Source organism: Rouxiella badensis (genome assembly GCF_002093665.1).
Taxonomy (GTDB): Bacteria; Pseudomonadota; Gammaproteobacteria; order Enterobacterales; family Enterobacteriaceae; genus Rouxiella; species Rouxiella badensis.
The window spans coordinates 71,686-97,173 of record NZ_MRWE01000006.1; the positions used below are offsets into that span (position 1 = coordinate 71,686).

Annotated in this window: 20 protein-coding genes; 7 read left to right on the top strand and 13 right to left on the bottom strand. The window is 54.4% G+C overall.

The window, feature by feature from the left end; genetic code table 11:
- Positions 1 to 9 precede the first annotated feature (9 nt).
- Positions 10 to 5,025, bottom strand: a complete 5,016-nt coding sequence (locus tag BS640_RS05300; protein WP_084912131.1) for an alpha-2-macroglobulin family protein — start codon at positions 5,023 to 5,025, stop codon at positions 10 to 12.
- Positions 5,026 to 5,271: 246 nt separating this feature from the next.
- Here BS640_RS05300 and BS640_RS05305 point away from each other — a divergent pair, with 246 nt between their 5' ends.
- From BS640_RS05305 to BS640_RS05320, 4 genes are read left to right on the top strand one after another with little or no spacing between them, the layout of a single operon-like run.
- Positions 5,272 to 5,910 carry a helix-turn-helix transcriptional regulator gene (locus tag BS640_RS05305; RefSeq protein WP_169713487.1) on the top strand — a complete coding sequence of 213 codons (639 nt, stop codon included), beginning with the start codon at positions 5,272 to 5,274 and terminating at the stop codon, positions 5,908 to 5,910.
- A gap of 7 nt (positions 5,911 to 5,917) precedes the next feature.
- Positions 5,918 to 6,907, top strand: coding sequence for a threo-3-hydroxy-L-aspartate ammonia-lyase (locus BS640_RS05310; protein ID WP_084912133.1), 990 nt, complete (start codon positions 5,918 to 5,920; stop codon positions 6,905 to 6,907).
- Entirely contained in the window at positions 6,904 to 7,854 is a 951-nt protein-coding gene (locus BS640_RS05315) for an ornithine cyclodeaminase family protein (protein ID WP_017490192.1), read from the top strand. Before BS640_RS05310 ends, BS640_RS05315 begins: the two co-directional genes overlap by 4 nt.
- 43 nt (positions 7,855 to 7,897) lie before the next feature.
- Positions 7,898 to 9,058, top strand: coding sequence for a DSD1 family PLP-dependent enzyme (locus BS640_RS05320; protein ID WP_017490193.1), 1,161 nt, complete (start codon positions 7,898 to 7,900; stop codon positions 9,056 to 9,058).
- A 49-nt stretch (positions 9,059 to 9,107) separates the two neighbouring features.
- On the opposite strand, the gene sseB is transcribed toward BS640_RS05320, so the two are convergent.
- The 5 genes from sseB to trmJ all read right to left on the bottom strand — a co-directional run bounded on the left by sseB (position 9,108) and on the right by trmJ (position 14,183).
- Positions 9,108 to 9,956, bottom strand: coding sequence for an enhanced serine sensitivity protein SseB (gene sseB, locus BS640_RS05325; protein WP_084912134.1), 849 nt, complete (start codon positions 9,954 to 9,956; stop codon positions 9,108 to 9,110).
- A 2-nt stretch (positions 9,957 to 9,958) separates the two neighbouring features.
- Positions 9,959 to 11,266, bottom strand: a complete 1,308-nt coding sequence (pepB, locus tag BS640_RS05330) for an aminopeptidase PepB (RefSeq protein WP_017490195.1) — start codon at positions 11,264 to 11,266, stop codon at positions 9,959 to 9,961.
- Between the two features lie 30 nt (positions 11,267 to 11,296).
- Positions 11,297 to 12,463, bottom strand: a complete 1,167-nt coding sequence (locus BS640_RS05335) for an IscS subfamily cysteine desulfurase (protein WP_017490196.1) — start codon at positions 12,461 to 12,463, stop codon at positions 11,297 to 11,299.
- A 284-nt stretch (positions 12,464 to 12,747) separates the two neighbouring features.
- The gene (gene iscR / locus BS640_RS05340; protein ID WP_017490197.1) at positions 12,748 to 13,242 is read right to left on the bottom strand and encodes a Fe-S cluster assembly transcriptional regulator IscR; all 495 of its coding nucleotides are present in this window, start codon (positions 13,240 to 13,242) and stop codon (positions 12,748 to 12,750) included.
- Positions 13,243 to 13,445: 203 nt separating this feature from the next.
- Positions 13,446 to 14,183 (bottom strand): tRNA (cytosine(32)/uridine(32)-2'-O)-methyltransferase TrmJ, encoded by a 738-nt coding sequence (gene trmJ, locus BS640_RS05345; RefSeq protein ID WP_084912135.1) that lies wholly within the window; start codon positions 14,181 to 14,183, stop codon positions 13,446 to 13,448.
- A 184-nt stretch (positions 14,184 to 14,367) separates the two neighbouring features.
- Here trmJ and suhB point away from each other — a divergent pair, with 184 nt between their 5' ends.
- A complete protein-coding gene (gene suhB / locus BS640_RS05350) occupies positions 14,368 to 15,171 on the top strand; it encodes an inositol-1-monophosphatase (protein WP_017490199.1) in 804 nt (267 codons plus the stop codon).
- A 59-nt stretch (positions 15,172 to 15,230) separates the two neighbouring features.
- On the opposite strand, the gene BS640_RS05355 is transcribed toward suhB, so the two are convergent.
- The 3 genes from BS640_RS05355 to BS640_RS05365 form a co-directional block, all read right to left on the bottom strand.
- A complete protein-coding gene (locus tag BS640_RS05355) occupies positions 15,231 to 16,283 on the bottom strand; it encodes an acyltransferase family protein (protein WP_084912136.1) in 1,053 nt (350 codons plus the stop codon).
- 299 nt (positions 16,284 to 16,582) lie between these two features.
- Entirely contained in the window at positions 16,583 to 17,653 is a 1,071-nt protein-coding gene (locus BS640_RS05360) for a nickel/cobalt transporter (protein ID WP_139802775.1), read from the bottom strand.
- Positions 17,644 to 18,300, bottom strand: coding sequence for a DUF1007 family protein (locus tag BS640_RS05365; RefSeq protein ID WP_084912137.1), 657 nt, complete (start codon positions 18,298 to 18,300; stop codon positions 17,644 to 17,646). Before BS640_RS05365 ends, BS640_RS05360 begins: the two co-directional genes overlap by 10 nt.
- Before the next feature lie 221 nt (positions 18,301 to 18,521).
- On the opposite strand from BS640_RS05365, the gene csiE reads away from it, so the two are divergent.
- On the top strand, positions 18,522 to 19,802 hold the full coding sequence (gene csiE / locus BS640_RS05370; protein ID WP_084912138.1) for a stationary phase inducible protein CsiE: 1,281 nt from the start codon (positions 18,522 to 18,524) through the stop codon (positions 19,800 to 19,802).
- Positions 19,803 to 19,934: 132 nt separating this feature from the next.
- On the opposite strand, the gene glyA is transcribed toward csiE, so the two are convergent.
- A complete protein-coding gene (gene glyA, locus BS640_RS05375; protein WP_017490203.1) occupies positions 19,935 to 21,188 on the bottom strand; it encodes a serine hydroxymethyltransferase in 1,254 nt (417 codons plus the stop codon).
- 384 nt (positions 21,189 to 21,572) lie between these two features.
- Between glyA and hmpA the strand changes: the two genes are divergently transcribed.
- On the top strand, positions 21,573 to 22,763 hold the full coding sequence (gene hmpA / locus BS640_RS05380; protein ID WP_084912139.1) for an NO-inducible flavohemoprotein: 1,191 nt from the start codon (positions 21,573 to 21,575) through the stop codon (positions 22,761 to 22,763).
- Positions 22,764 to 22,854: 91 nt separating this feature from the next.
- Here hmpA and glnB read toward each other — a convergent pair whose 3' ends face one another.
- The 3 genes from glnB to qseG all read right to left on the bottom strand — a co-directional run bounded on the left by glnB (position 22,855) and on the right by qseG (position 25,485).
- The gene (gene glnB, locus BS640_RS05385) at positions 22,855 to 23,193 is read right to left on the bottom strand and encodes a nitrogen regulatory protein P-II (protein ID WP_017490205.1); all 339 of its coding nucleotides are present in this window, start codon (positions 23,191 to 23,193) and stop codon (positions 22,855 to 22,857) included.
- A 164-nt stretch (positions 23,194 to 23,357) separates the two neighbouring features.
- On the bottom strand, positions 23,358 to 24,698 hold the full coding sequence (glrR, locus tag BS640_RS05390; protein ID WP_017490206.1) for a two-component system response regulator GlrR: 1,341 nt from the start codon (positions 24,696 to 24,698) through the stop codon (positions 23,358 to 23,360).
- Positions 24,699 to 24,717: 19 nt separating this feature from the next.
- A complete protein-coding gene (gene qseG / locus BS640_RS05395; protein ID WP_017490207.1) occupies positions 24,718 to 25,485 on the bottom strand; it encodes a two-component system QseEF-associated lipoprotein QseG in 768 nt (255 codons plus the stop codon).
- Positions 25,486 to 25,488: the final 3 nt, after the last annotated feature.

Below are 25,488 nucleotides of genomic sequence, written 5' to 3' on the forward strand. Positions count from 1 at the left end.
TCTCCTCGCCTAGCGTACATTCATCTGTTGCGGTGTCGCACCGGTAGCCCGCCATGCAGGAACATACATGGACTCGACCTGCGGAGCAGGCAAGGAATAGCTGCCCGGCGTTACTGCACGGGCGAGATACAGCAGTGCCACATGGCGGTAGCCATCGACGTCGATAGCAGCGACATAGCGGTCATCTCGGTATTCCTGATGCTTGATGTTCGCCTGCTGCATATCGCCCATCAGTTCAGTCAGTTTACTGGCCGCATCCCCCAGGCTAGCGCTACTTTCGGCCAGATTCTGGTTCTCGAGTTCAAGACCTGCGGGCAGAAGATCGACTACCAGCGCATCCGGCACGTGCGTGTCGGCCCAAACGTCAAGATGCACAACCACCAGACTGCCACTTTCAAGCGACGCCAGTGATATCGGTTGCCCGTCCATGCCGAGATAATTGCGTTTAATATGCAAAATGTTGCCGCTTTCAGCGGGTGCCTGCGGAGGATAACCGGTGATATCAAAACGAGTGTACACCGCAGTATCACCGCTGTTTTTCAGCATAACCGGCTGATGCAGGGCTGTAGCATTGAATGAACGGGTCACTGCCGAGGTCGAGGACAACGCCTGCGAATCTCCGTCTATTGTCACCTGCCACGGCGTCTCCGCGCTGCCAAGGAGCCCACGACCGGCCATAAACAGCGCATTGCTTTCTTGAGTAGACAACCAACGCTGACCGTTAAGACTTTCGGAAAGCGTCAGCAACAGGCGGTCGCGGACGTCCGGCAACATATTGTTTTCACTCAGCAGCGACAGGATCAACGCATTGTCGCGCAGCGGACTGCCATAGTCCTCGAGCCAGTAATCTTTCTCTGGTCGAACTTTGGCAACGCCTTCGGCAATCGCCGTTTGAGCACGGGGCATGTCCCCCATCATTTTCAACGCAATACCCAGTTGAACCAACGGCAGGCCCGACTGTGCCGCACTGCGCTTGTCAAACAGCTGGCGCAGTGCACCCAACGGTGCCTGCTGCTGACCGGCGAGCACCAGCCCAGCATAAGCCTGAACGGCAAAGCGTGTACTGTCTGGCTGCGAACTGTAGCGAACGTCTATCTGATTCGGGTCCTGCAAATAGCGCTGCAGGCGTTTTTTGGCCTTCTCCAGCCCTTCCGTTTGCACGCTGTAGCCCTGCTGCGCGGCACGAACCAAGAAGTCAGTCGCATATGCGGTCAGCCAATACTCCTCAGGGCTGTCTTTATTCCACAGGCCAAAGCCACCGCTCTCTTTCTGCATACCTAACAGTCTGTCGATGCCAATATCGATGTTGTGACGGCGTACATCGTCGGTCGAGGTCTTGATTCCCAACGCCGCCAGCTGTGCACGGCTGGTGTAAAGCGACGGATAAAGACCGCTGGTCGTTTGCTCCAGGCAGCCGTAAGGATAGGCCAGCAGTTCACTGATATAACGTGCCAGATTCAGCGGCGGTTTGCTGCTGAGCGTTAAGCGCCCCTGTAGCGTCTCTTGCACCAGCTGCGCATTGGCGTCAGACGACAACTGCCAGGTTTCTCCCGGATGAAGTACGGTCGCGAAGTTACGCGTCAGCGCCGGGAAAGCAGGCCGCACGCCAATCGACCAGCTTCGGTGGTAGTCCTGAAGTTTCTCGTTCGGCAATGTCATGCCGCTGACCTTGACGCTCACCTGCCCCGCACCAAAGCCTGACAGCGCTTTCACAGCGACTGACAGGGTTTTGCGCTCGCCTTGTGCCAGCGAAACGCTCTGCCCGGCCGTTGAATTGACAAGCTGAATTAAGCCGTCGGTAACGACCTCAACGTTGAAAGTTTGCACAGCGCCCGAGAGATTGGTGACATCAAGGGCCAGATTTGCGCTGTCGCCATCTGCCATAAAGCGTGGCGTTGCAAGCTCAACAATGATGGGGGCAGCCACCACAACTTTCGACTCTGCGCTGCCAAAGTCTTCGTCACTCCAGCCCTGAGCCATCAGGCGCAGCTCGCCGTTAAAATCAGGGATAGGGATCTGTACCTCACCGTCGCCATTGTCGTCGAGCGTCACAGGGACTGCCTGCTGAGCGACAATGGTCACCTCGGTAACTGGCTTCTGACCGCCGCGCGAAAGAGGATCTTCATCGCCGTCGCCGCCAAAACTCAGGCTGGCCATTCTGCCCTTTCCTTCGATCAAATGGCCGTAGACGTCGTATTGATCGACCCCATAACGTTTACGCCCCAGGAAGGCGTCGTAAGGATCGGGAGTCTTGAAACCTGTAATCGACAACACGCCAGCATCCACCGCCGACAGCAGCAGATTAATGGAGTGTGGAACCGCCTTGCCCTCCACCGAGGCTTTGACTTTGACGGTCAGAAGCTGGTTCGGACGAATCTTGGCTGGGGCATCGAGCTGTAGGCTTAGCTTGCGGCCCTCGGAGGCTAAAGGTATATGCAACAAACCGACCGCCCTCTTTGGCGTCGACTGCTGCTTTTTGTCACCGGGACGCAGTACCAGCGCGCTGAAATAGAGATCGTGGCGTCGCCATTCACTATTAATCGGCACATCAATATCGACGCCTGCCTCAGGCACGTCAATCTCCTGCCACCAGAGCGGACCATCGCTCGACTCTACCAACAGATAGCCTTTACCTGCCGCCGGAGCCTGAATATGTATTTTTGCGCGCTCACCCGGCTGATAGGACGGTTTGTCGAGCTTTAGTTTCACCTGATCGGGGCGCACGGCATCCGTACCGTCGGTATTGTCCTGCCAGCTGTAGCCGGCCCAGAAGCGCAGGCTGCTCAACTGATGAGTTTGCGGATCTTCAACTTCAATACGGTAAGCGCCCCACTCGACTGGGAAGCTGACTTTTGCCGAACCGTCGGCGGCAATATCTATCTGCTGACGGGCCAGCACCAGATCCTTTTTATCGTACAGCGACTGCCAGCCGCTGCTTTCGGACCATTGCCAGTAATAGTCGCGACGTTCGCGCACCAGCCGAACTTCAAGACCTTTCGCCGCGAGCCTCTGTGCTGCTTTATTAACAGAAACAATCTCAAAATCCGCCTGGCTGTTTTCATCAACCACCGCCTGCGATACCGTCTTGTCGGTGCGATAGTCGTAAATATCCTGTTTGTTGAACAAGGGGCGAATACCGGGCAAGACCTCCGCAGGCCAGACTGCCTGACTGACCCGCCGTGTTACCGGACGCCCACCCGACTCCAGCAGGCTGGCCTGCAGAATCACCGTCAAAGGCGAACGCACCGTATTCCAGCTGTTTTCAACGGTAACAGCGCCTTTCCCCTCGGCGTCTAGCGTCTGGTCAACGTCGCTCAGCGTTCGTGAGAGGTTTTCTTCATTGATAGCCCCGAACTCATAGCCCGGCAAGGAAGGTACCGCCTCACGCAGCGGACGCAAATACAGCTGCCCCTGAAGACGATTACCCGCAGCCGGTGCCCCATAGAGATAGCGGCCCGTGACATCAAAGGTCACCGCAGCATCGCCGAGAACCGGCTCCTGACTGCTGCTCAAATCTAGCGCCATTCGCTCTGGCATAAAGTCTTCAACCTTGAAAGGGTAATAGCGCAGCTGATTATCGCCAAGGTTGAAGCTGACCTTCCAGTCGCCGGTTGGCCCGTCTTGCGGGATAGGATATTGGTACTGGTAAAGGCCGTTTTGCGGCTGCCACATAAAGGTGCGGGCAACCTGACCATCGGGCTTGATCAGTTGCGTCTTCACCGGCTGCGCCGTCACGGGTTTGCCGTCAGCGTCACGCAGTAAGGCATTCAGCAGCAGTGTTTCACCCGGGCGGTATAAATCTCTTGGCCCAAAGGCGAAAAGCGTTTTGCTGTAACCCTGGGGTCCGGCAATATCAAACTCGGCCAGGTCCAGCGCCGGTTCATTGAGGTTAATCAGACTGGTTTCGCCGCCGTGCTGTGCCAACAGCAAGACCGCCTTTGGATCTTTGGCGAATTGCGCGTGCCCGTGAGCGTCAGTGTTACCCTGCGCCAGCGGGTGGCCCTTCTCGTCAAGCGTCTGCAAATGAATATCTGCCAGCGGTGTGCCCGCCTCAAGCGCCTGAGTATAGACATCAACCTGTTGACTGTAGCTGTGTAACGAAACACCGATATCACTGAGGGTGAAGAGCGTCGCCGGATTGGTGTAACTGTAGCGCCCCGCCTGCTGCATCACGGCAAGATAGACACCCGGTTGCTTCAGCGCATCAATACCGCCGATCGGTAATAGCAGGTGCTCGCGGGTATTAATCTGAGGATTTAGCGCAAAACGGCCGGTGTAAACCAAATCGGCCCGCTTCAGCAGGGTGTCAGACTCTCCGGATGAAAGTGCGCTGTTCGATTGCCAGTCAGCCAGAAACTCCGGCAGCGCCGCACTTTTAATGCGGAAGAAATTCACGTCCACATTATTAATATTCAAGGCGATAACCGGCAAACCTTCTGCCAGTCTGGTGGGCAGCAGGGATCCTTTGCTGGCAAACCCAACGCTAGGCTCAATATTACGGGTGGTGAGGGTCTTTTGCTGTTCAGCCCCCAGCTGTGCGCCGTTGAGCCCTTTAAGAGCGCCGTCAACCGTGACCACCAGCTGACGGTCAGGCAACAGATGGCGGAAACGCAGTTCGGTGAGACTGTCGGACAGCTCCCACGCACCGTCTGGGGTTCCGCTTTTGGTATCGACCAGATGCACCAGCGAAGCAAAATTCTGTGCCGGATCGAGGGGCACAGAAAAGGTCAGGACCCATGCACTGGCACCGTCGAGCTGCAGCTCGGAAGCATCCAACAGCGAAAGAGGCTGCCCCGCACTCTTTTTAGCCAAAGCTTCACGTTGAGCATTGTCGAGCCTGGGCATCACAGCCTCGGCGGCTTTTGGCGCAGTGGCTTTCTCAGCGATTTGCGCAGGGGGCGTTTTAGGGGGATCTTTAGGTTTAGGATCATCACAGCCACTCAGGCAAAGTAACGCCAGGCCAACGGTCAGTGTCTGCCAGCGCTTGCTTAACCTGCCTAATCCCAAGCCTAAAGACGTCCCCATGCGACTTCTCCCTGATAATAGATGTGTAAAAACTCACTACGCCTGAATGCGAATAAACATGCGCCAGCCGATTTAGAAATACAACCACATGTTTTGAAAAATTGCGTTACCGCAGTACGCAAAAACTAACCGAAAGACATTAATTGCTTTTTATGCTGGAACACATCTCCCAAATTCGAATTCAGGCCTGAAGGGAGGAACAGTAAAAAATTGACGATTTGTATAATACTAGATAAATTGTCAATGATGAAAAAACAGACACCCGAACAGCAGGCCAATCAGGCGCTTTTAAGCCAGCTCGAGCAGATAGCCAAAGGCATCGGCGAAACCTTTGCGCCCTTTTGCGAGGTCGTGGTTCACGACTTGCTGGACCCCAAGCACGCCATCCTGTCGATTCAAAATAATCTCTCGGGCCGTGAGATTGGCGCACCGGCCACCGAACTGGGTCTGGCGCGCATCAACGACCCCGAGTATCCGCAGGTTCTCGCCAACTACGCCAACCGTTTTGCAGACGGACGTCGCGCCAAAAGTACCTCAATCGGCATTAAAGATGCACAGGGCCGCTACGTTGCAGCACTGTGCATGAATGTCGATCTCAATCTTTTTGGGCAAATGCAAAGCATGCTGGCGCAGTTTTGCCAGACAGGGAGTGTCGATATCACTGAGACGCTGGATCCGGCCAATGCCGACACCCTGCGTGAGCACATCGACAAGTTTTCCGCCAGCCGCTCAAAAGCGCCACAGGCATTGAAGGCCGAAGAGCGCCGCCAACTGTTGGCCGAATTAAAAGAGGCCGGTTATCTCGAGGTTCGCAAAGCGGTAAGCACCATCGCCCAGCATCTCGGCGTATCAAGGGCTACGCTGTATAACGACGTTAAATTCTGAGGAAGAAATGAATACACTGCCTACTTTTGATGATGTTTTAGCCGCCGCAAAAAGAATTGAGGGCTATGCCCATAAAACGCCAGTGATGCAGTCGAGTATCCTTAACCAAGCCTTGGGTGCCGAGGTCTTTTTCAAATGCGAAAACCTTCAGCGCATGGGGGCATTCAAATTTCGCGGAGCTTTTAACTCACTGGCACTGCTCGATGAAGCACAGCGTGAAAAAGGCGTGATCACCTATTCTTCCGGCAATCATGCGCAGGGTATCGCGCTGGCGGCCTCACTGCTGGGTATCCCGGCGACCATCGTCATGCCAAAGGATGCGCCTAAAGCCAAACGTGCCGCCACCGAGGGATACGGTGCCAAAGTCGTTGAATATGACCGCTATACGCAGGACCGCGAGGCTATCACTCACGCACTGGCCCAAGAGCACGGATACGCGGTGGTTCCAGCTTATGACTACGCGCCGGTGATTGCCGGACAAGGCACTGCGGTAAAAGAGCTGCTTGAAGAGGTAGGTGAGCTGGACGCACTGTTTGTGCCGCTCGGCGGCGGCGGTCTGCTGGCAGGCTCTGCGCTCGCGGCACGCGCCCTTTCCCCAGATTGTAAAATCTATGGCGTTGAGCCAGAGGCCGGTAACGACGGGCAACAGTCGTTTCGCAGCGGCGGTATCGTCAAAATCAGCACGCCAAAAACAATTGCCGACGGCGCACAGACACCGTCGCTCGGCCAGATTAACTTCTCGATTATCCAACGCGACGTGGACGATATTTACACCGCCACCGATGCGCAGCTGGTCGACAGCATGGCCTTCTTTGCCTCGCGCATGAAGCTTATCGTTGAACCTACGGGCTGCCTGGGTTTGGCCGCACTGCGTGCCAATGCCGAGAACCTGCGCGGTAAACGTATCGGCGTCGTCATCAGCGGCGGTAACGTCGACCTCGACAACTTCGCGCACCTGCTAGCCGAGCATGCCAATACTCAAGAGACAGCGCGATGAGATTTATCTCCGCAGAGCAATGTCGTCCAGTTGTCACTCACCGGCTTGCCTTCGAGGCAATAAAGGCGGCGTTAGTGGCTACCGCATCGCCCGCCAGCACGCTTTTTCCCGTGGTTATCGGTCACGGCTCAGAGCCAGGCACCCGCTTTACGGTCAAATCGGCGACCCAGTCGGTGAACGTCCCGCTGACCGGATTAAAAGTCGGCACCTACTGGCCAAAAAACAGCGAACACGGGCTGCCGCGCCACAACTCTTACATACTGCTGCTTGACGATGACACCGGCGCACTGAACGCGGTGCTCGAAGGTGGGCAAGTTAATGCTTTCCGCACCGCCGCCGCCGATGCAGTTGCCGCACACTATTTAGCGCGTCCGGACGCCTCGCGGCTGGTCCTTTTTGGTGCCGGACATCAGGCAAAGTACGAGGCCGAGGCGCTGCTCGAGCGCTTCCCTATTACCGACGTGCTGATTGTGAATCGAGACCGGCAAAAAGCCGAAGCGCTCTGTGACGCTCTGGCAGAGAAAGGGGTAAACGCGGGGGTTAGCGATGCTGAAACCGCCTGCCGGACCGCTGATATCATTGTGACCGTGACCGGCTCAACCACTCCGCTGTTTCAGGCAGAGTGGGTCAAGCCTGGTACCCATATTGCCAGCATGGGGTCGGATGCCAGGGGCAAGCAGGAGCTCCCGCCCGCACTCTTTGCACGCGCCAGGCTGTTTGCCGACCTGCCTGAACAGTCGCGCACCCTTGGCGAGTTTCAGCATGCGCCCAGGGTGTCGGAACACGATGATGAATCTATTACGGCTATCGGCAACGTCATTATTGGCAACGCTTTTGGCCGCCGCGGTCCCGAAGAGATTACGATTTTCGACAGCTCAGGCGTCGCACTACAGGATTTGTTTATCGCCGCCGCCATCCTGAATGCGCTGGATAACGCCGGTGCCTGATGCCGGTCTTTTATGACTTTTTATCGCTAGCCAGGCCCAGACTATGACTGATAATACCCCGTTGAACGGCGTCAGCATTCACGACAAAGAAACGCCTTTTCTGCTGCTTAATCGCGACAAGCTGGAACGCAACGTTGCACGACTGCGCGAACACACCGACAGTTTCGGCGTGCCGCTGAGGCCACACCTGAAGACCGTAAAATCCGTTGAGGCGGCGCGTTTGATCCTTACTGAGGGTAACGGGCCGGCCACGGTTTCCACCTTGAAAGAGGCAGAGGTGTTCGCCGCCGCTGGATGCAAAAATCTGATTTACGCCGTGGGTATCGCACCGCAAAAGCTGGCCCGCGTGGTTGCCTTGCTAAAAGACGGCACCGATATCAGCGTGATTTTAGACAGCCTGGAGCAGGCGCGTGCCGTCGCTGACTACTCCCGCCAGGCGAGCATCGCCATCCCGGCATTGATTGAGATCGACAGCGATGGTCATCGCAGCGGCGTAGCGCCGGGCGACAATCTGCTGATTGAAATCGGCCGCATTCTGCATCACGACGGCGCTGAGCTACGCGGCATTATCACTCATGCCGGTGAGTCTTATCACTGCAAGAGCCTGGAGGAACATCAGGCGATGGCAGAGAAAGAGCGCGCCGCCGCCGTGGCCTGTGCCGATGCACTGCGTCACGCGGGTCTGCCGAGTCCGGTCGTCAGCGTCGGCTCTACGCCGACCGCGCATTTCAGCAAAGACTTGACCGGCGTTACCGAGGTTCGTGCCGGCGTTTTCACGCTGTTTGATCTGGTGATGACCGGCGCGGGCGTCTGCCAAACCTCGGATATCGCGCTGTCTGTAGTGGCCACGGTGATTGGCCACCAGCGTGAAAAAGGCTGGATAATGATTGATGCCGGCTGGATGGCGATGTCACGCGACAGAGGCACGGCGGCGCAGGCGGTCGACCAGCGTTACGGCATAGTGTGCGATATGGCTGGCAATCCGCTGGGCGATCTTCTGATGGTAGACGCTAACCAGGAGCACGGCATTGTGGCGCTGCGTCCGGGAAGCCAGCAAACGCTGCCTTATCTCCCCTACGGCAGTCGGGTGCGTATCCTGCCTAATCACGCCTGTGCAACGGTCAGCCAGCACGGTGAATTCGCCGTCATACGCGATGGAAGTGAACACATTGAGGCGCTGTGGCCGATTATCCACGGGTGGTAAGAGTAATAAAAAGGCCGCACAGTGGCGGCCTTTAGCGGGATACCTTATCTCAGGCTTTGCCCGACGAAGGAATGATATTGCGTAGCCAGCTTCCCCACTTGCGCTGATAAAAAGGCTGAGTATGGCTCACCAGATAATGGCTCAGCCCCCTCTCCTTCTCATTCACAATGCAGAAATCTACCGGGCTGTCGTCTGGCGAGGTTTCAGCCGCGACGTTGCCCGCTTCACGGATCAACGCGTCAACTTCCGCCTCGGTGCCGTCAGCCTCGACGCCAACCAGCAGATTGGGTTGCGGGTCAGCGGCCTTGTCGTGGATCAACGCCAGGAAGGCACGGCGAACCGGCTTCTTCTGGCTAAAAAGCGTGGTCAGCGCGTCAACCATCGCCGAAGGGTATTGTTCCGGCTTACCAATCAGCAGCTGACTTTCGGCGTCCAGCGTCAGCTCGGCCGGTGCGGCGAGCCCCCCGGTGTTAAGCAGCATGGTGATTTCGCTTGGATACAGCTCTTTGCCGTATTCTGACTTAGGGTTGAGAAACAGCTCTTCACCCTGAGTCATCTCAAAGAGGATACGCGCTGGCAGTGCGACGAAAGACTGTTCGTCTTCACTTTCTCCCGCGACGGCACGCTCGAGCACCTCGACCGACGAAAACACAGGAATGATCGAACTGCCATCCTGTTTTTCCCAGTGCAGCAGATTCAGCTCGCTACCGGCAGAGATATCCTGTTGAATTTCTGACGCTTCCTGCCCGGCATCGCCCAAAACCCACACCGTTGACTCCAGCAGCTTCTGATAGAAAGCTGGGCGATACGCCGCCTGTGTCACAGAAAGCCTGAGCAAACGCTCAAGTTCATTTTCATCCTGCTGCGAGGCAGCAGGAATATCGTGCGGGACGCTCATAGTTATTTCGCTTTGGCTAACAGCAAGTTAGCAACGGTACGCACACCCAGGCCAGTAGCGCCCGCAGACCATTGGTCAGCCGCGCTCTTACGGTAGGTTGCTGAACAGTCGATATGCAGCCAGCCTTTCTTGTAGTTTTTCACAAAGTGAGACAGGAATGCCGCAGCTGTGCTGGCACCGGCACCGTAGTTAGGGCCTGCAATGTTGTTAAGCTCGGCAAAGTTTGACGGCAGCTGGTTGCGATGAAACTCAGCCAGCGGCAGACGCCAGAACGGCTCGTGCTCTTCGGCAGCGCTGGACAACAGTTCGGCAGCCAGCGCATCGTCGAAGCTGAACAGCGCGTGGTAGTCGTTGCCCAGGGCGGTTTTTGCCGCGCCGGTCAGCGTTGCCGCGTCAATCAGCAGCGTCGGATTATGCTTGGAGGCATCAATCAGGCCATCGGCCAGCACTAAGCGGCCTTCAGCATCGGTATTCATTACTTCAACCGTCTTGCCGTTGCGATAGTGAATGATGTCGCCCAGTTTCAGTGCGTTGCCGCTTACCATGTTGTCAGCGCAGCACAGGTAAAGTTTCACACGTTTGTTCAGACCGCCCGCGGCGGCCAGCGCCAGTGCACCGGTCAGCGTCGCCGCGCCCCCCATATCGGCCTTCATCGAGTCCATAGACGCGCTGGGTTTCAGGCTGTAGCCACCGGTATCGAAGGTGATGCCTTTGCCTACCAGACACGCGAAAACAGGCGCTTCCGGGTTACCGGTAGGGTTGTAGTCCAGAGACAGCAGAACCGGTGGACGGTCAGAGCCACGCCCTACGGTATGCAGGCCGTTGTACTCTTTTTCGCGCAGCTCATCGCCTTTGGTAATGCGATAGCTGATCGAGTCACCAAATTCGCACAGCAGATCAACCGCGCTGCGAGCCAGTTTTTCCGGGCTCAAGTCTTCAGCCGGTTTGTTGATGGTGTCACGCACCCAGTCGATGATCTTCAGGCGCTGTTGCAGGCTCTCGGTGTCCGCTTCAGACAGTTCGGCCCACTCTACGCTGCGCGTGCCTTTAGGACCACGGAAGCCCTGCCAGAACGCCCAGCTGTTTTCGAGATCCCAACCTGCCCCTTCAAGCTTCACTTTTTTCACGCCCTGGCCATCAATGCGGCGCCCGGCGCGTGCAATTGAGGTCAGCGTGTCTTCAGCCGTGAAATGGATAGTAATACCTTCAGAATCAGTACTTAACAGGGCCTTTTCGCCCCAACGCGCGTCCGCAGGTTTTGAAGACAGTAGAACAGGCATTACATCATTAGTGGTCGCTTTAGTCGTCATGACTACACTCCAAATTTGTTAGGTTTATCTTCAATGATTAGCGTTAGAAAGCTCACGCAGGCGGCTTATTGATTTTTCTATAAGCGAAATACTGTAATCGATCTCTTCTTCGGTGGTAAAACGCCCCACCGAGAAACGGATAGAACTGTGCGCCAGCTCATCATTAAGCCCAAGCGCCTTAAGGACATAAGAAGGCTCAAGGCTCGCCGAGGTGCAGGCAGATCCTGAAGAAACCGCAAGATCCTTCAGGGTCATGATCAGCGATTCACCGTCTACGTTGGCAAAGCTGACGTTGAGGATGTTGGGCGCGGTCCGGCCTTCACAACCGTTGAGGAACACGTCTTTAATCTGGCGAATACCGTTCCACAAGCGGTCACGCAGTGCAGACAGGCGTAGCGCTTCTTCGGTCATCTCTTCTTTCGCGATGCGATAGGCTTCACCCATGCCAACAATCTGGTGCACCGGCAATGTGCCTGAACGCATGCCGCGCTCGTGGCCACCACCGTGGATCTGCGCATCGACGCGAACGCGCGGTTTGCGGCTGACGTAAAGCGCGCCGATCCCTTTAGGGCCGTAGATCTTGTGCGCCGAGAAGGACATCAGATCGACCTTCAGCTCGGCGAGATCCACCGGCAGTTTACCGACGCTCTGCGTGGCGTCGACGTGGAACAGGATCTCGCGGCTGCGGCACATCTCACCGATTGCCGCAATGTCCTGAATCACACCAATCTCGTTGTTGACGTGCATTACCGATACCAGCACCGTGTCATCACGCAGAGCCTGTTCCAACTGTTGAAGATCCAGCAGGCCGTTTGGCTGCGGATTGAGATAGGTGACCTCAAAGCCCTCGCGTTCAAGCTGCTCGCAGGTATCCAGTACGGCTTTATGCTCCGTCGTGCTGGTAACAATGTGTCGGCCTTTATGCGAGTTGGCCAGCGCCGCGCCTTTAATCGCCAGGTTGTCAGACTCGGTCGCACCTGAGGTGAAAATCACCTCGCGCGGGTCGGCGTTGATAAGCTCTGCGATGTTGTTACGCGCCACGTCAACCGCCTCTTCCGCCTGCCAGCCGAAACGGTGGGAACGGGAGGCCGGATTGCCGAAAGTACCGTCCAGCGTTAGACACTGCATCATCTTTTCGGCTACGCGTGGGTCAACCGGCGTAGTGGCCGAATAATCCAGATAAATCGGTAATTTCATGGCAAAAGTGCTCCGTACAGCACGCGCCAAAATGAACGCGGCTTTCTTTATATACGAGCTAGTTTAAAACGGCTTGACCACCGGTTAAAAGGGAAATCATGCCACAGAAGAGGTTCAGAGCAGAATATGCTTATTCAGGCAGTGCCTATAGCAAAAAAAGGACAAAAGAAAACCGGGCGACAAGGTTGCAGTGACGAAGAGTCTCTGTCTTGTTCTACCCGGTTTGTCTGACGCTAGCGTTGGCTGAGGTCGGTTATTCTGCGGTTGGTGCTGACGAATTCGAATCAGGCGCGCAGGTTAACGTTGATGGTTTCTTGCGGACGGCCATTCGGCATGCGGCGCAGGTCGTTATTCTGACGATCGGCCACTTCAAGCACGTCTTGGTTGTTAACCAGTTCACCGATGGTGATGTCATTAAGGAAGCCGCTGATGCGCTCGCTCAGGTCACGCCACAGGGTGTGAGTGAGGCAACGTTCGCCTCCCTGACAGCCTTCTTTACCCTGGCAACGGGTGGCGTCAACGGACTCGTCAACCGCGGTAATGACTGCACCGACAGAGATTTCAACTGCGTCACGACCCAACAGATAACCCCCGCCCGGACCACGAACGCTGGCAACCAGTTCGTGTTTGCGCAGACGAGAGAACAGCTGCTCCAGATACGAAAGAGAGATGCCCTGACGTTCAGAGATGTCGGCTAAAGGCACGGGGCCTTCCTGAGAATGCAGTGCCACGTCAAGCATAGCAGTAACAGCATAACGACCTTTAGATGTCAGTCTCATAACATGATTACCTGTCAGTGAAATTCAAAAAATACTAATGGGGGACAACATGGAAAGAAGTCTGACATTCCCGACTAATTTAGTCAACTATTTAACCTAGTAATTTACTCAAGTATTACATGCATCGTTTTCGGGGTTATTTTATCCCGGCAAAGTTGGCATGTAATACTTTGATAAACAACCTTATAACAGAATGAAAATGCTTATTCTTTATCGTTTTTTTGCTTCTCGACCGACGACAAAATGCCGCGCAGGATGTTGAGTTCCTGTGCTTCAGGGCGTGCGCGCGTGAACAAACGACGCAGTTTGCTCATGACCTGACCCGGATGTTGCTTGCGAATAAAGCCGACTTGCAGCAGGACTTGCTCGAGGTGCTGATAAAAACGCTCAAGGTCATCGACCAGCGGATAAGGCGTTTCTTCGTATTCAACCTGCGGCTTGGCCGCTTCCTGCTGCGCAAGCCAGGCAACGCGAACTTCATAGGCAATCAGCTGAACGGCCATCGCCAGATTCAGTGAGCTGTATTCCGGATTAGCAGGAATGCAGACGTGATAATTGCACTTTTGCAGCTCTTCGTTGGTTAAGCCAACGCGTTCACGACCGAATACCAGGGCAACAGGCGCGGTCAACGCCGTTTTGGCGCTGTGCTCGCCACACTCGCGGGGCTCGAGCATCGGCCATGGCAGCGTACGGGAGCGGGCGCTGGTCCCAATCACCAGGCTGCAACCGGCAAGCGCTTCGTCGAGTGTGTCAACGATAGTGGCATTACCAATAACGTCGCTGGCGCCCGCAGACATCGAGATCGCCTGCGAATCAGGTTTAACGAGTGGATTAACCAAGTAAAGGCTGGATAATCCCATGGTTTTCATAGCACGGGCGGTGGAGCCCATATTCCCGGTATGGGAGGTTTCAACCAGGACAATGCGGATATTGTGTAGCATACAAACTCTGAGCGTTGCGGAAAATCGCAACAGTTTATCACAAACCGTGGCCGCGTCATGGTTTAGGCTGTGCGGCGTTGGCATGTTATAAAAAAGCGCTTCCCAAAGTCGTTGGCGTTTACAATAAGTATTGCTATACTGCGCGCCGTTTCCCGTTCTTTAACATCCTAGTTGGAAGATATCCATGCATCCGATGCTCACCATCGCCGTGCGCGCTGCGCGTAAGGCCGGTAACTTAATTGCCAAACATTACGAAACGCCTGATTCTGTAGAATCCATTCAGAAAGGTTCTAACGACTTTGTTACCAACGTAGATCGCGATGCAGAAAGCATGATCGTCGACGTTATTCGCAAATCATATCCAAAACACACCATCATCGGCGAAGAGTGCGGTGAATTGGTGGGTGAAGACCAAGACGTACAATGGATTATCGACCCGCTGGATGGCACCACCAACTTTGTTAAACGTTTCCCTCATTTCGCAGTATCTATCGCTGTGCGCATTAAAGGCCGCACCGAAGTTGCCGTAGTTTATGACCCAATGCGTAACGAACTGTTCACCGCCACCCGTGGTCAGGGCGCACAGCTGAACGGTTACCGCCTGCGCGGCACCAGCGCGAAAGATCTCGATGGCACCATTCTGGCGACCGGCTTCCCATTCAAAGTTAAACAGCACGCAACCCCGTTCATCAACGTGGTAGGCAAACTGTTTACTCAGTGCGCTGACTTCCGTCGTACGGGTTCAGCTGCGCTGGATCTGGCCTACGTTGCCGCTGGCCGCGTTGACGGTTTCTTTGAAATCGGCCTCAAGCCTTGGGACTTCGCCGGTGGCGAGCTGCTGGTTCGTGAATCTGGCGGCGTGGTTACCGACTTCGTTGGCGGTCACAACCACTTCTCTTCAGGTAACATTGTTGCCGGTAACCCGCGCGTCGTTAAAGGTATTCTGACTGCGATGCGTGACGAACTGAGCGAAGCGCTGAAGCGCTAATCAGTTTGTAATGAAACAGGGACGCTGCGGCGTCCTTTTTTTATGCCTGTTTTTCAGCATCAGGACGCGGCGGGCGCAACGGTGGATCGTTTAAAGATAAGCCGCCTTTCTATGAGACGATAGGATATTTCGCCAACGATAACGGCCACCACGAAGGTGACGACGCCTAATACGATGAGCATTGGCGTGCCGAACCGGCCAGAGCGCGCCAGTACCGCATAGGCCATCGCGACAAACCCGTGCGTTAAATAGAGCGAATAGGAAGAGTTGCCGATTTCGAGGACCCATCCTGAGACCTGCCTGGCGGTAAATATATAGAGGAAGAAAACGACCGCCGCGAGATAATGAACGTACTGGGCATAGTCACCCATTGCGGCATCTTTCAGGGTAATCGTTGCTAACAGGACGCAGAACAGCAGCAGCAGAAGCCAGCGAGATGCCTTGGTTTTTATCGCCTGAAGGAGCCTGTGCTGGTGCTGAAAGATCAACATTCCTACCACGAACAGATAGATGTCATGAATTGAAAAGAACGATTGGGCCGTGGGAGAAGTGACGAATTCAGACAAAATATTTAAAAGAATGAAGAAGGCAGTCAGTATGTAGATGCCGCGCTTGCGGTGTTTGTCGAACAAGATTAGCCCAGCGAAGGCGAGATAGTAAAAGGCTTCGTAGATTAACGTCCAGCCCTGGCGCAGGATAGGATCAATGACATCGCCTTTGAATGAGATATAAGGCAGTAATAAATACGAGGCGATTATTTTCCCGGAGGTATACTCATGGGATTTAAGTATAAAGCCAAAATACCATAGACCAATGAGCACGCTGGTCCATATAAAATAGATTGGGTATATTCTTACCGCGCGCTTGAAAATAAACTTACCGGCATTTCCCCCTCCTCCTGTTTTATTTACCGTCGTCATCGACATAATATAGCCGCTGATAATAAAAAACACCCCGACGCCCACCTGCCCCACCAGCACCAGATTATTCAATATGACGCTCATAAAACCGCCGACGTCTTTAAACTCCGTGAAGGTAGAAAGTGTATGCGCCATCACCACGGACAGTGCCGCTGCGCCTCTGAGGTACTGTATATTTTCGTTAGTCTTCATCTTTAGTATTCCCCGGACGTTGTGGCAAACACGAAAGGTAATAACTATTTAACAGTTAAGCTGAATTGATAAATAAAGTCCGAAATAAATACTGAGTCAGAGAAAACGCCGCTAAGGTTAAGAAAACCGCATAGGTAAGGCAGGAAAATAAGAGGTGTAAAAAGAGTCAGACGGCGAGCCTTGAATATAAGCTTATTTTTATAAAGTAAGCAAGATGATTATATTTTAAATCAACAAAGTGTTATAAATTAAAGAGCTGAATTTTTATTTATTATCTTCAGCTCTTGATAATACTTTTATCAGTGTCCGAACGGCCCCATTCCTCCGCCGAATGCCGAGGCGCTGGTCTGATAGAGCATCACGCCGGCCGCGATAAGGATAAGCCCACCGGTTAATGAGAGCATCGCCCAAACAAGCGGAACCCAACCCGACGAGGCGCGATTGGCGCTGAGCCTGACCGCAAGTTCACGGCTATAGAACACCAGAAAGCCCACCAGCGACACGGTCAGCGAGGTCCCCAACGCCATCACCAGCGCCGACAGCACGCCCCACATGTAAACGCCTATCACCTTCGAAAACAGCAGCACCATAATCGCGCCGGAGCAAGGCCGAAGCCCCATGGCCAGTACGACCGCCGCCTGAGTACGCCAGCCGGTCCCCGCCTGAAGCTGGCTGTCACTTGGCACATGCTGATGACCACAGCCGCAGTTTTCATGATGTTGATGAGAGGCCGCCAGCAGGCTATTTTCCGTGGCAGGACGGATCCGCTGAATCTTAATCCCCACAGACGAAGATAAAACCTGGCGTCTGCGCGCCGCCTTTAGTTCGGCGATTGCCTTGCCAATCGCCCGCCAGCAGAGGATAGCGCCGAGCAGTATGACCAGAACGAAGCTGCCTTTCTCCAGCCAGGAGCTGCTCTGATGAAGCTGACGTGAGGACAATTGCAGGACGCCTAACACTAGCGTAACCAGCAATACCGCAACCAGTCCCTGTACGACGGCAGAGGCAAAGGTTAGCCGCAGACTGTTTTTCAGACGTGAGGGATGCGTGGCGAGATAAGTGGTGATCACGACCTTGCCATGCCCCGGCCCTATCGCGTGGATTACGCCATAAAAAAGGCTAAACAGCGTGAGGCTGAGGCCTGCCTGCGCTGGATGGGTTTTTACCTGTTGCAGAATGCTGGCGAGCTGCTGATGCAGGTCGCGCTGCCAGATGATGCTGCTTAACAATATGCGCGGCCAGAAGTGCCATAACACGCCGCAGGCCACGCCCAGTAGCAGTAAAAAAAACGCCAATGGCCAGAAAGGCAGCGCCCTGCGCCATCCAGCGACGCGGTGTTGAGACTGCGTTAGGGTATCTTTTACTGACATTGAAGCGTTACCTTTTGTGCAAACTGCTGGCCAAGATCCATGTCTTCCGGCGGCGCATCGGCCTTATCCAGCGATAAGGCGTAGGCCTGCAGCGACGCGTTGGGGGCCGGGGTAAACAGCGAAATTTTACACGCCGCCGCCGCGTCAGCCGGAAGATGCAACGCCTGTGCGCCCTTGTAGGTCATATCGACAAAATAGCTTGGGTCGAAGGTGGAAATCAGCAGCGGCTTGCCCGCTAATGGCGCAGGCTCGGCCAACGGAATAACAAACTCCAGCACCGCCTTGTCGCCGCTGCGCGAGAGGGTATATTCGCTCGGCAGACGCATATAGTTAACCGGCTTGCCGTCGCGATAGACATTGGTGAAATAATGTTGAGCCATCACGCGCGCCATGACCTCTGCCGCCAGTTTCTTCCACACTACGGAGTCCGGTGTTGCCTTGCCTGCGTCATACAACAGGTCGGCGGAGGTAATCTCGTCCATCGTCCAGACCATTTTCAGGCCAATTAAATTTTTGTCGCGGGTCACCAGAGTCGTTTGCATATCGATAAAACTGTGCGGATGCGCAAACACAGACGTCGAGACGGCCGCTAATAGCGCAATGCCTGTTAGTCGACAGGCTGTTTTCAGGGCATGATATTTTTTCATCGGGCGCGATTTTTGCTGTTCCAAAAGGGTGTCCGAAAACCAATAACTCACAAAATTTGTTATAAAGTAACATTTTAAAACAAAGCAAATAAGCTACTCACGATAAATATCTGTGATCTGAGTTGTAAGCCGGTGTAAAAGCCCGCGCCGTACCGCGTTGAAACAGCAATGGTTTGCTATGCTATTGAAGAATTTTCAATAATGCGAATACAGAAGGTGATATGAGCCTGGACACCTCCCCTGTGCCTGAGCTCTCAGCTCAACAACGTCGCTGCAATCTATTGTTGATGCTGTATGCGCCGTTAGAGGCGGTACAACTGGAGAACGTCGGTCAAATCAACGGTGTGGACCTACCGACTACGCAGAAGGATATAGCGCAGCTATCGGCCGACGTTCAGCGCCTGCATCGGCTGGAAATCATCGTGACCGGCGAACAGCATTGTCAGCTATATGGCAGCCTTCTGGATAAGCGCATCTGCCTGATTGACGGCCTGCGGCGAGCAATACGCAGTAGCCCAGATTTTGTTAACCGCCGTTTCTCCCCGCAGTTAAAGCAGCTCCTCAGCCAAATGCCCAACGTCGATAATGTCCACTATGAGGAGCAATTCCCCCGAATTATCGAGCGTCTGAGTCAGCAGTTGAACCGTGAGTTCACCGGACGCGATGAACAGTTCCTGCGCCTCTTTTTGCAGATTTGCCTGTGGCAGAATATCAGCCCGACGCAGCTTGAATTCACCGACCAGCAACGTTTGTGGCTGCACGACAAACCGGAATATATCGCGGCCTCACTGGTGTTCGACAAGCTTCAAACCCTGTGCGCCGAACCTATTGCCGAATGTGAACGCGACTTCATTACGCTGCTGCTGAGGCTGATTAAAAATCACAGCTATGAAAGTTCGGGGTCGGACGAAGACCGAAAACTGATGCGCGAGATTGAAGAACTGGTGGCGCATTTTCAAGACGTCTCAGGTATGAGATTTAGCAGTTACGAGGGGCTGATAAGTCAGCTATTTGCCCATCTGGGGCCGGCGATTGAACGCTGCCGTTTTGCTATCACCGTGGACAGCCAGATGCAGGACGAGGTCAATCGCATGTACCCGCGCTTGATGCGCACCACCCGCGACGCGCTGGAAGGTTTCAAAGACGCTTATCAGATAACCTTTTCCGATGAGGAAGTCGGCTTGGTGGCGGTCATTTTTGGCGCCTGGCTCATGCAGGGCAACGCATTGCAGGAGAAGCAGATCCTGCTGCTGACCGACGCTGATGCGGAACTTGAACAGGCGGTAGAGCAACAGATTCGTGAGGCGACACTGATACCTTTGAATATCAAATACCAGACGCTGGATGATTTTCATCAACAGGGTGCGCCGAGCGGCGTTGCGATGATAGTGACCCCTTACCCCACGCAGACTATCGACGCCGATCCGCTGATTATTTTTACCCAGCTGCCGCTGACCAAGGAAGAAAGAAAGAGAATTCGCTCATTGCTGGAGGCGCATTAGCCTGCTTCGACAGAACTATTGAATGATAGGGAGAAAACGCCGGATTACACTGCGGGAAGCCTGAATATAAAAAATCGGCCATAAAAAAACCACGTCCGGGGACGTGGTTTTTCAGGCAAAAAAGCAGGAAGATTATGCGTACACAGGATGACGTGCGCAGATATCCAGAACTTTTTGCTTAACGCGCTCGATGGTCGCTTCGTCGTTAATATTGTCCAGAACGTCGCAGATCCAGCCAGCCAGTTCACGAACTTCAGCTTCTTTGAAGCCACGACGGGTCACAGCTGGGGTACCGATACGCACACCAGAGGTTACGAACGGGCTCTTAGGATCGTTAGGCACGCTGTTTTTGTTCACGGTGATGTTTGCGCGACCCAGTGCAGCGTCGGCTTCTTTACCGGTCAGGCCTTTGTCAACCAGGTCCAGCAGGAACAGGTGGTTGGAAGTCCCGCCAGAAACCACTTTGTAACCGCGCTCAAGCACCACTTCAACCATCGCTTTGGCGTTGATAGCAACCTGCTGCTGGTAAGCTTTGAACTCAGGTTCCATCGCTTCTTTCAGCGCGACGGCTTTACCTGCGATCACGTGCATCAGAGGACCGCCCTGACCACCCGGGAACACCGCGGAGTTCAGTTTTTTGTACAGGTCTTCGTCGCCGCCTTTAGCGAGGATCAAACCACCGCGTGGGCCAGCCAAAGTTTTGTGCGTGGTGGTGGTCACGATGTGTGCGTGTGGAACCGGGTTAGGGTAAACGCCTGCGGCAATCAGACCCGCTACGTGAGCCATATCAACGAAGAACCATGCGCCGATGCTGTCAGCGATTTCACGCATTTTAGCCCAGTCAACGATACCGGAGAACGCAGAGAAGCCGCCGATGATCATTTTTGGTTTGTGCAGTTCTGCCTGACGCGCCAGATCTTCGTAATCAATCTTGCCGCTTTCGTCGATGCCGTAAGGCACAACGTTATAAAGCTTACCGGACAGGTTAACCGGAGAACCGTGAGTCAGGTGGCCGCCGTGTGCCAGGTTCATACCCAGAATGGTGTCGCCCGGTTGCAGCAGCGCGGTGTATACCGCGAAGTTAGCCTGTGAGCCGGAGTGAGGTTGAACGTTTGCGTAGTCAGCACCGAACAGCTCTTTCGCGCGGTCGATAGCCAGTTGCTCAACGATATCAACGTATTCGCAGCCACCGTAGTAGCGCTTGCCCGGATAACCTTCGGCGTATTTGTTGGTCAGCTGTGAGCCTTGAGCCTGCATAACACGTGGGCTGGTGTAGTTCTCTGAAGCGATCAGCTCGATATGTTCTTCCTGACGTACAACTTCCTGCTCCATTGCCTGCCACAGCTCGGCATCATAATCGGCAATGTTCATTTCACGCTTTAACATCTGCATCTCCTGACTCAACAAACTTAAAAAAAACGCCCCAGATGGGTTCTGGGCAACAGTGTAAACTGTTTTTACCCCCTTGGCATAGTCTCAGTCGCAGGTTTTTAAGCAAACGATTGGCTTCAGCTGGGGCAAGGCTTTGATCTGAGATACACAAAGCCCGTTCAAGGGACTTTTCTTCATTCTTGCATGCAAATATTTCAGCTTTGTGAGCCAGCACGCAGCGTGCTGCTTCTCCTTTTAATTTCTAAGGGTATTTACAAACTACGGCCCCGGTAATAACATGCATTTAAAATACATCTTTAAGTTTAACGATTTTTAACCGTGAAACATTCAACCGAAAAGTGGCTTAACGCCATTGGACCGTGCCCTCAGGAGCTCTTCATGCTTGACAGTCAAACTATCGCTATCGTCAAATCTACCCTTCCCCTTCTTACCGCTACCGGCCCGAAACTCACCGCACATTTTTATGACCGACTTTTCACGCATCATCCCGAACTAAAAGACACGTTTAACATGAGTAACCAGCGTAACGGTGACCAACGCCAGGCGCTGTTTGACGCCATCTGCGCCTATGCGACCAATATTGAGAATCTTGCCGCGCTGCTTCCCGCCGTCGAGCGCATCGCACAGAAACACACCAGCCTGAACATTCAGCCTGAACAATATCAGGCGGTGGGCACTCATCTATTAGCAACGCTGGACGAGTTGCTGAGCCCGGGTCAGGAGGTGCTGGATGCCTGGGGAAAAGCCTACGGCGTCCTGGCAGAAGTGTTTATTCAGCGCGAATCCGCCCTCTATCAGAACAGCGCCGATCAAACCGGTGGTTGGACAGGCACCCGTGCGTTTCGCATCAAAGAGAAAAAACCACAGAGTTCACTGATAACCAGTTTTGAGCTGGAGCCGGTCGATAATTTGCCGGTCGCCGGATTCAAGGCCGGTCAGTACCTGTCGGTTTACGTGCAGAGTGAAAAGTTTGAGAATCAGGAAATTCGCCAGTATTCGCTGACCCAGTCCCCGAACGGCAAAACCTATCGTATTGCGGTGAAACGGGAGTCCCATGGTCTGGTCTCCAACTACCTGCATCAGCAGGCGCAGGTGGGCGATAGGGTCTGTCTCACGCCGCCGCACGGCGATTTCTGTCTCGACGTGACTCCGCAGACCCCCGTCGCGCTTATCTCAGCTGGCGTTGGCCAAACCCCGATGCTGAGCATGCTCAACCAGCTGGCGGCACAGCATCATCGGGCACCAATTCAATGGATCCACGCCGCAGAAAACGGCCAGGTGCACGCCTTTGCCGACGAAGTGAAGGGTTTAGAGAAGGAGTTGCCGCTGCTGGAAACGCAGGTCTGGTATCAGCATCCTGACGAACAAGACAGGCCGGGCGAGGACTATCAGCATAAAGGCTTGCTCGACCTTTCGGCGATAAAAGACCGTCTGGTGCCTGCCGGAATGCAGTTCTATCTTTGTGGTCCTGTCGGTTTCATGCAGTTTGCCGCACGCCAACTGATTGAAACAGGCATTGACGCTGCCAACATTCACTACGAATGCTTTGGCCCACATAAGGTTTTATAGGCGAGTTCAGGGCTGAACAGCCGGAGGCGATGAAAGGGTCTGCGAGCAGAAAACGGGGGCCGGTCGGTGACGACCAGCCCGCAAAGAGCGCTTAGATAGCCTCTTCGTCCTGTTCGCCGGTACGGATACGAACCACGTTCGCGATGTCGAATACGAAAATCTTACCGTCACCAATTTTGCCGGTCTGCGCGGTGGTCATGATGGTTTCCACGCAGGTGTCCACGATATCGTCAGCCACAACGATCTCGATTTTAACTTTAGGCAGGAAATCGACCATGTACTCAGCACCACGGTATAGCTCCGTGTGGCCTTTCTGACGACCAAAGCCTTTCACTTCAGTCACGGTCATCCCGGTGATACCCACTTCAGCCAGTGCTTCACGCACATCATCCAGCTTGAATGGTTTAATAATTGCGTCAATCTTTTTCATGGCAGGCCCTTTTATCGTTCGTTTGCCCATGCTTTAGAGGCAGCGGCAAGATTTAATTCTTAGCTTTTAGGTGCTCAAGGCACCAGCAGGCGCATAAAGTATCATATTCCCGTCACCCTTGGGATAACGGCGGCGTCCTAATTCTCTTTGACTCTTTAAATCGGCTATGACTCTTTAAAGTCATTGGCTTCAAGTTCATGTCTTGAGAGCAGCTTATAGAACTCGGTGCGGTTGCGCCCCGCTATTCTCGCAGCCTGCGTCACATTGCCGCGTGTAATCTGTAACAGCTTACGTAAATAATGCAGTTCAAAGGTGTTACGCGCCTCGACGAAAGTCGGTAGCGCCGTATTTTCGCCTTCCAGTGCCTGTTCGACCAACGCCTCGCTAATCACCGGTGCGGAAGTCAGCGCCACGCACTGCTCGATAACGTTAACCAACTGGCGCACGTTGCCCGGCCAGCTCGCCGCCATCAGGCGCTTCATCGCGTCTGTTGAAAAGCTGCGAACGAAAGGCTTATGACGACGCGCAGCCTCTCGCAGCAGATGATTCGCCAACAGGGGAATATCTTCCGCACGTTCATTCAACGCAGGCAGCTTGAGGTTGACCACGTTGAGGCGATAGAACAGATCCTCACGAAACTCGCCCTTCTCCATCGCCTTGGGCAGATCGCGGTGGGTGGCCGAAATAATACGCACGTTAACGTCGATATCGTGATTGCTGCCGAGCGGACGCACCTTACGTTCCTGCAGAACTCGCAGCAGCTTGACCTGTAAAGGCAGCGGCATATCACCGATTTCATCAAGAAAAAGCGTGCCGCCGTCCGCCGCCTGAAACAATCCTTCACGGCTGCTCACCGCGCCGGTAAACGCGCCTTTGGCATGGCCAAACAGCTCAGACTCCAGCAGTTGTTCGGGCAGCGCACCACAGTTGATGGCAATAAAAGCCTTTTTGCCACGCGGGCTGGTGCGATGAATCGCCTGCGCCAGCACCTCTTTACCGGTGCCGCTCTGTCCATTAATCAACAGGCTGACGTCTGACTGGGCCACCATCTTGGCCTGCTCCAGGAGCCTCAGCATCACAGGACTTCGCGTGACAATTTGCTCACGCCAGCTCTCGTCACTCGCCGGTGCCGATTGCGCCAGCGCCTCATCGATAGCCTTGTAAAGCGCATCTCTGTCAACCGGCTTGGTCAGGAATCCAAAGACCCCTTGCTGGGTGGCCGCCACTGCGTCAGGGATAGAGCCGTGGGCAGTAAGAATGATCACCGGCATTCCCGGCTGATGTTTCTGAATCTCGGCGAACAGCGCCATACCGTCCATCTCGTCCATGCGCAAATCGCTCAACACCAGATCGATACGTTCGCGACGCAGCAGCTTCAGCGCTTCCTCACCGCTCGACGCCGTCGTGACCTGAAAGCCTTCGCTTGAAAGGCGCATTCCCAGCAGTTTCAATAAGCTGGGATCGTCGTCGACCAGCAGCAGGCTGGCGTTTCTCCTTGCGGTCATGAGTCTCTCGTCGCGTTAATTATTTAAATTGATTCGTTTTAGGCGGCACGTAAGTGTCTTTAGCTTGCACGTTCCCTCCTGTCACGCTGCGGCTGCCGCTGGTCGACGTCGATGAAGGCGCGCCGTCACTGTCGGGCAATTCTCCCTGCAACTGCTTGCGCGACGAGAGCTGTCGCTCGATGTCGGTCAAGTTCTCCAGCTTACGTCGGGTATCGGCCAGACTCGCCTCCAGCAGCTTTTGCTGATTGCTCATTTCCTCTATTTTCGCTTCGTTAGAGGTTTGCTGACGGGCGTTACGGGCTTTTTCGTCTTCAAAGGCGATTTGCAAAGATTGGCGCTCACGCCAAAGCTGCAGCAGAGGACGTACGGCGCTCGGCATCTCGGCGCGGTAATCATTGACGTTATTGAGCAACGTTCTGCGCTGCGCAACATCGGGATCGTTGCCCGCCGCTAAAATGCTCTGTTTAAAGATATTAGCCCATCCTGATGAGGGGATCTGCGCGGCCTGATAATTTGCCTGCGCCGTGCTCATGCGTTCGGAGCAGTCCATCGCCCTCAGCCAATACAGCGAGTTGGTGAGGGTTGCGCTGTCGTCCAGCGCCCACAGCGTTTCACAGGGCGCGATGCGGAAATCAACCACTTTACTGTCGGGGATAACGTCTTCAATGGGTTGATATAATCCATCACTCTGGTGACGCGCACAGCCGCTAAGCAGCATCGGCGTCAACAGGGCGGATGTGAAGATCAGGCCAAGACGGCTAAAAAAGGATAAAAATCTTGTCTGCATGGG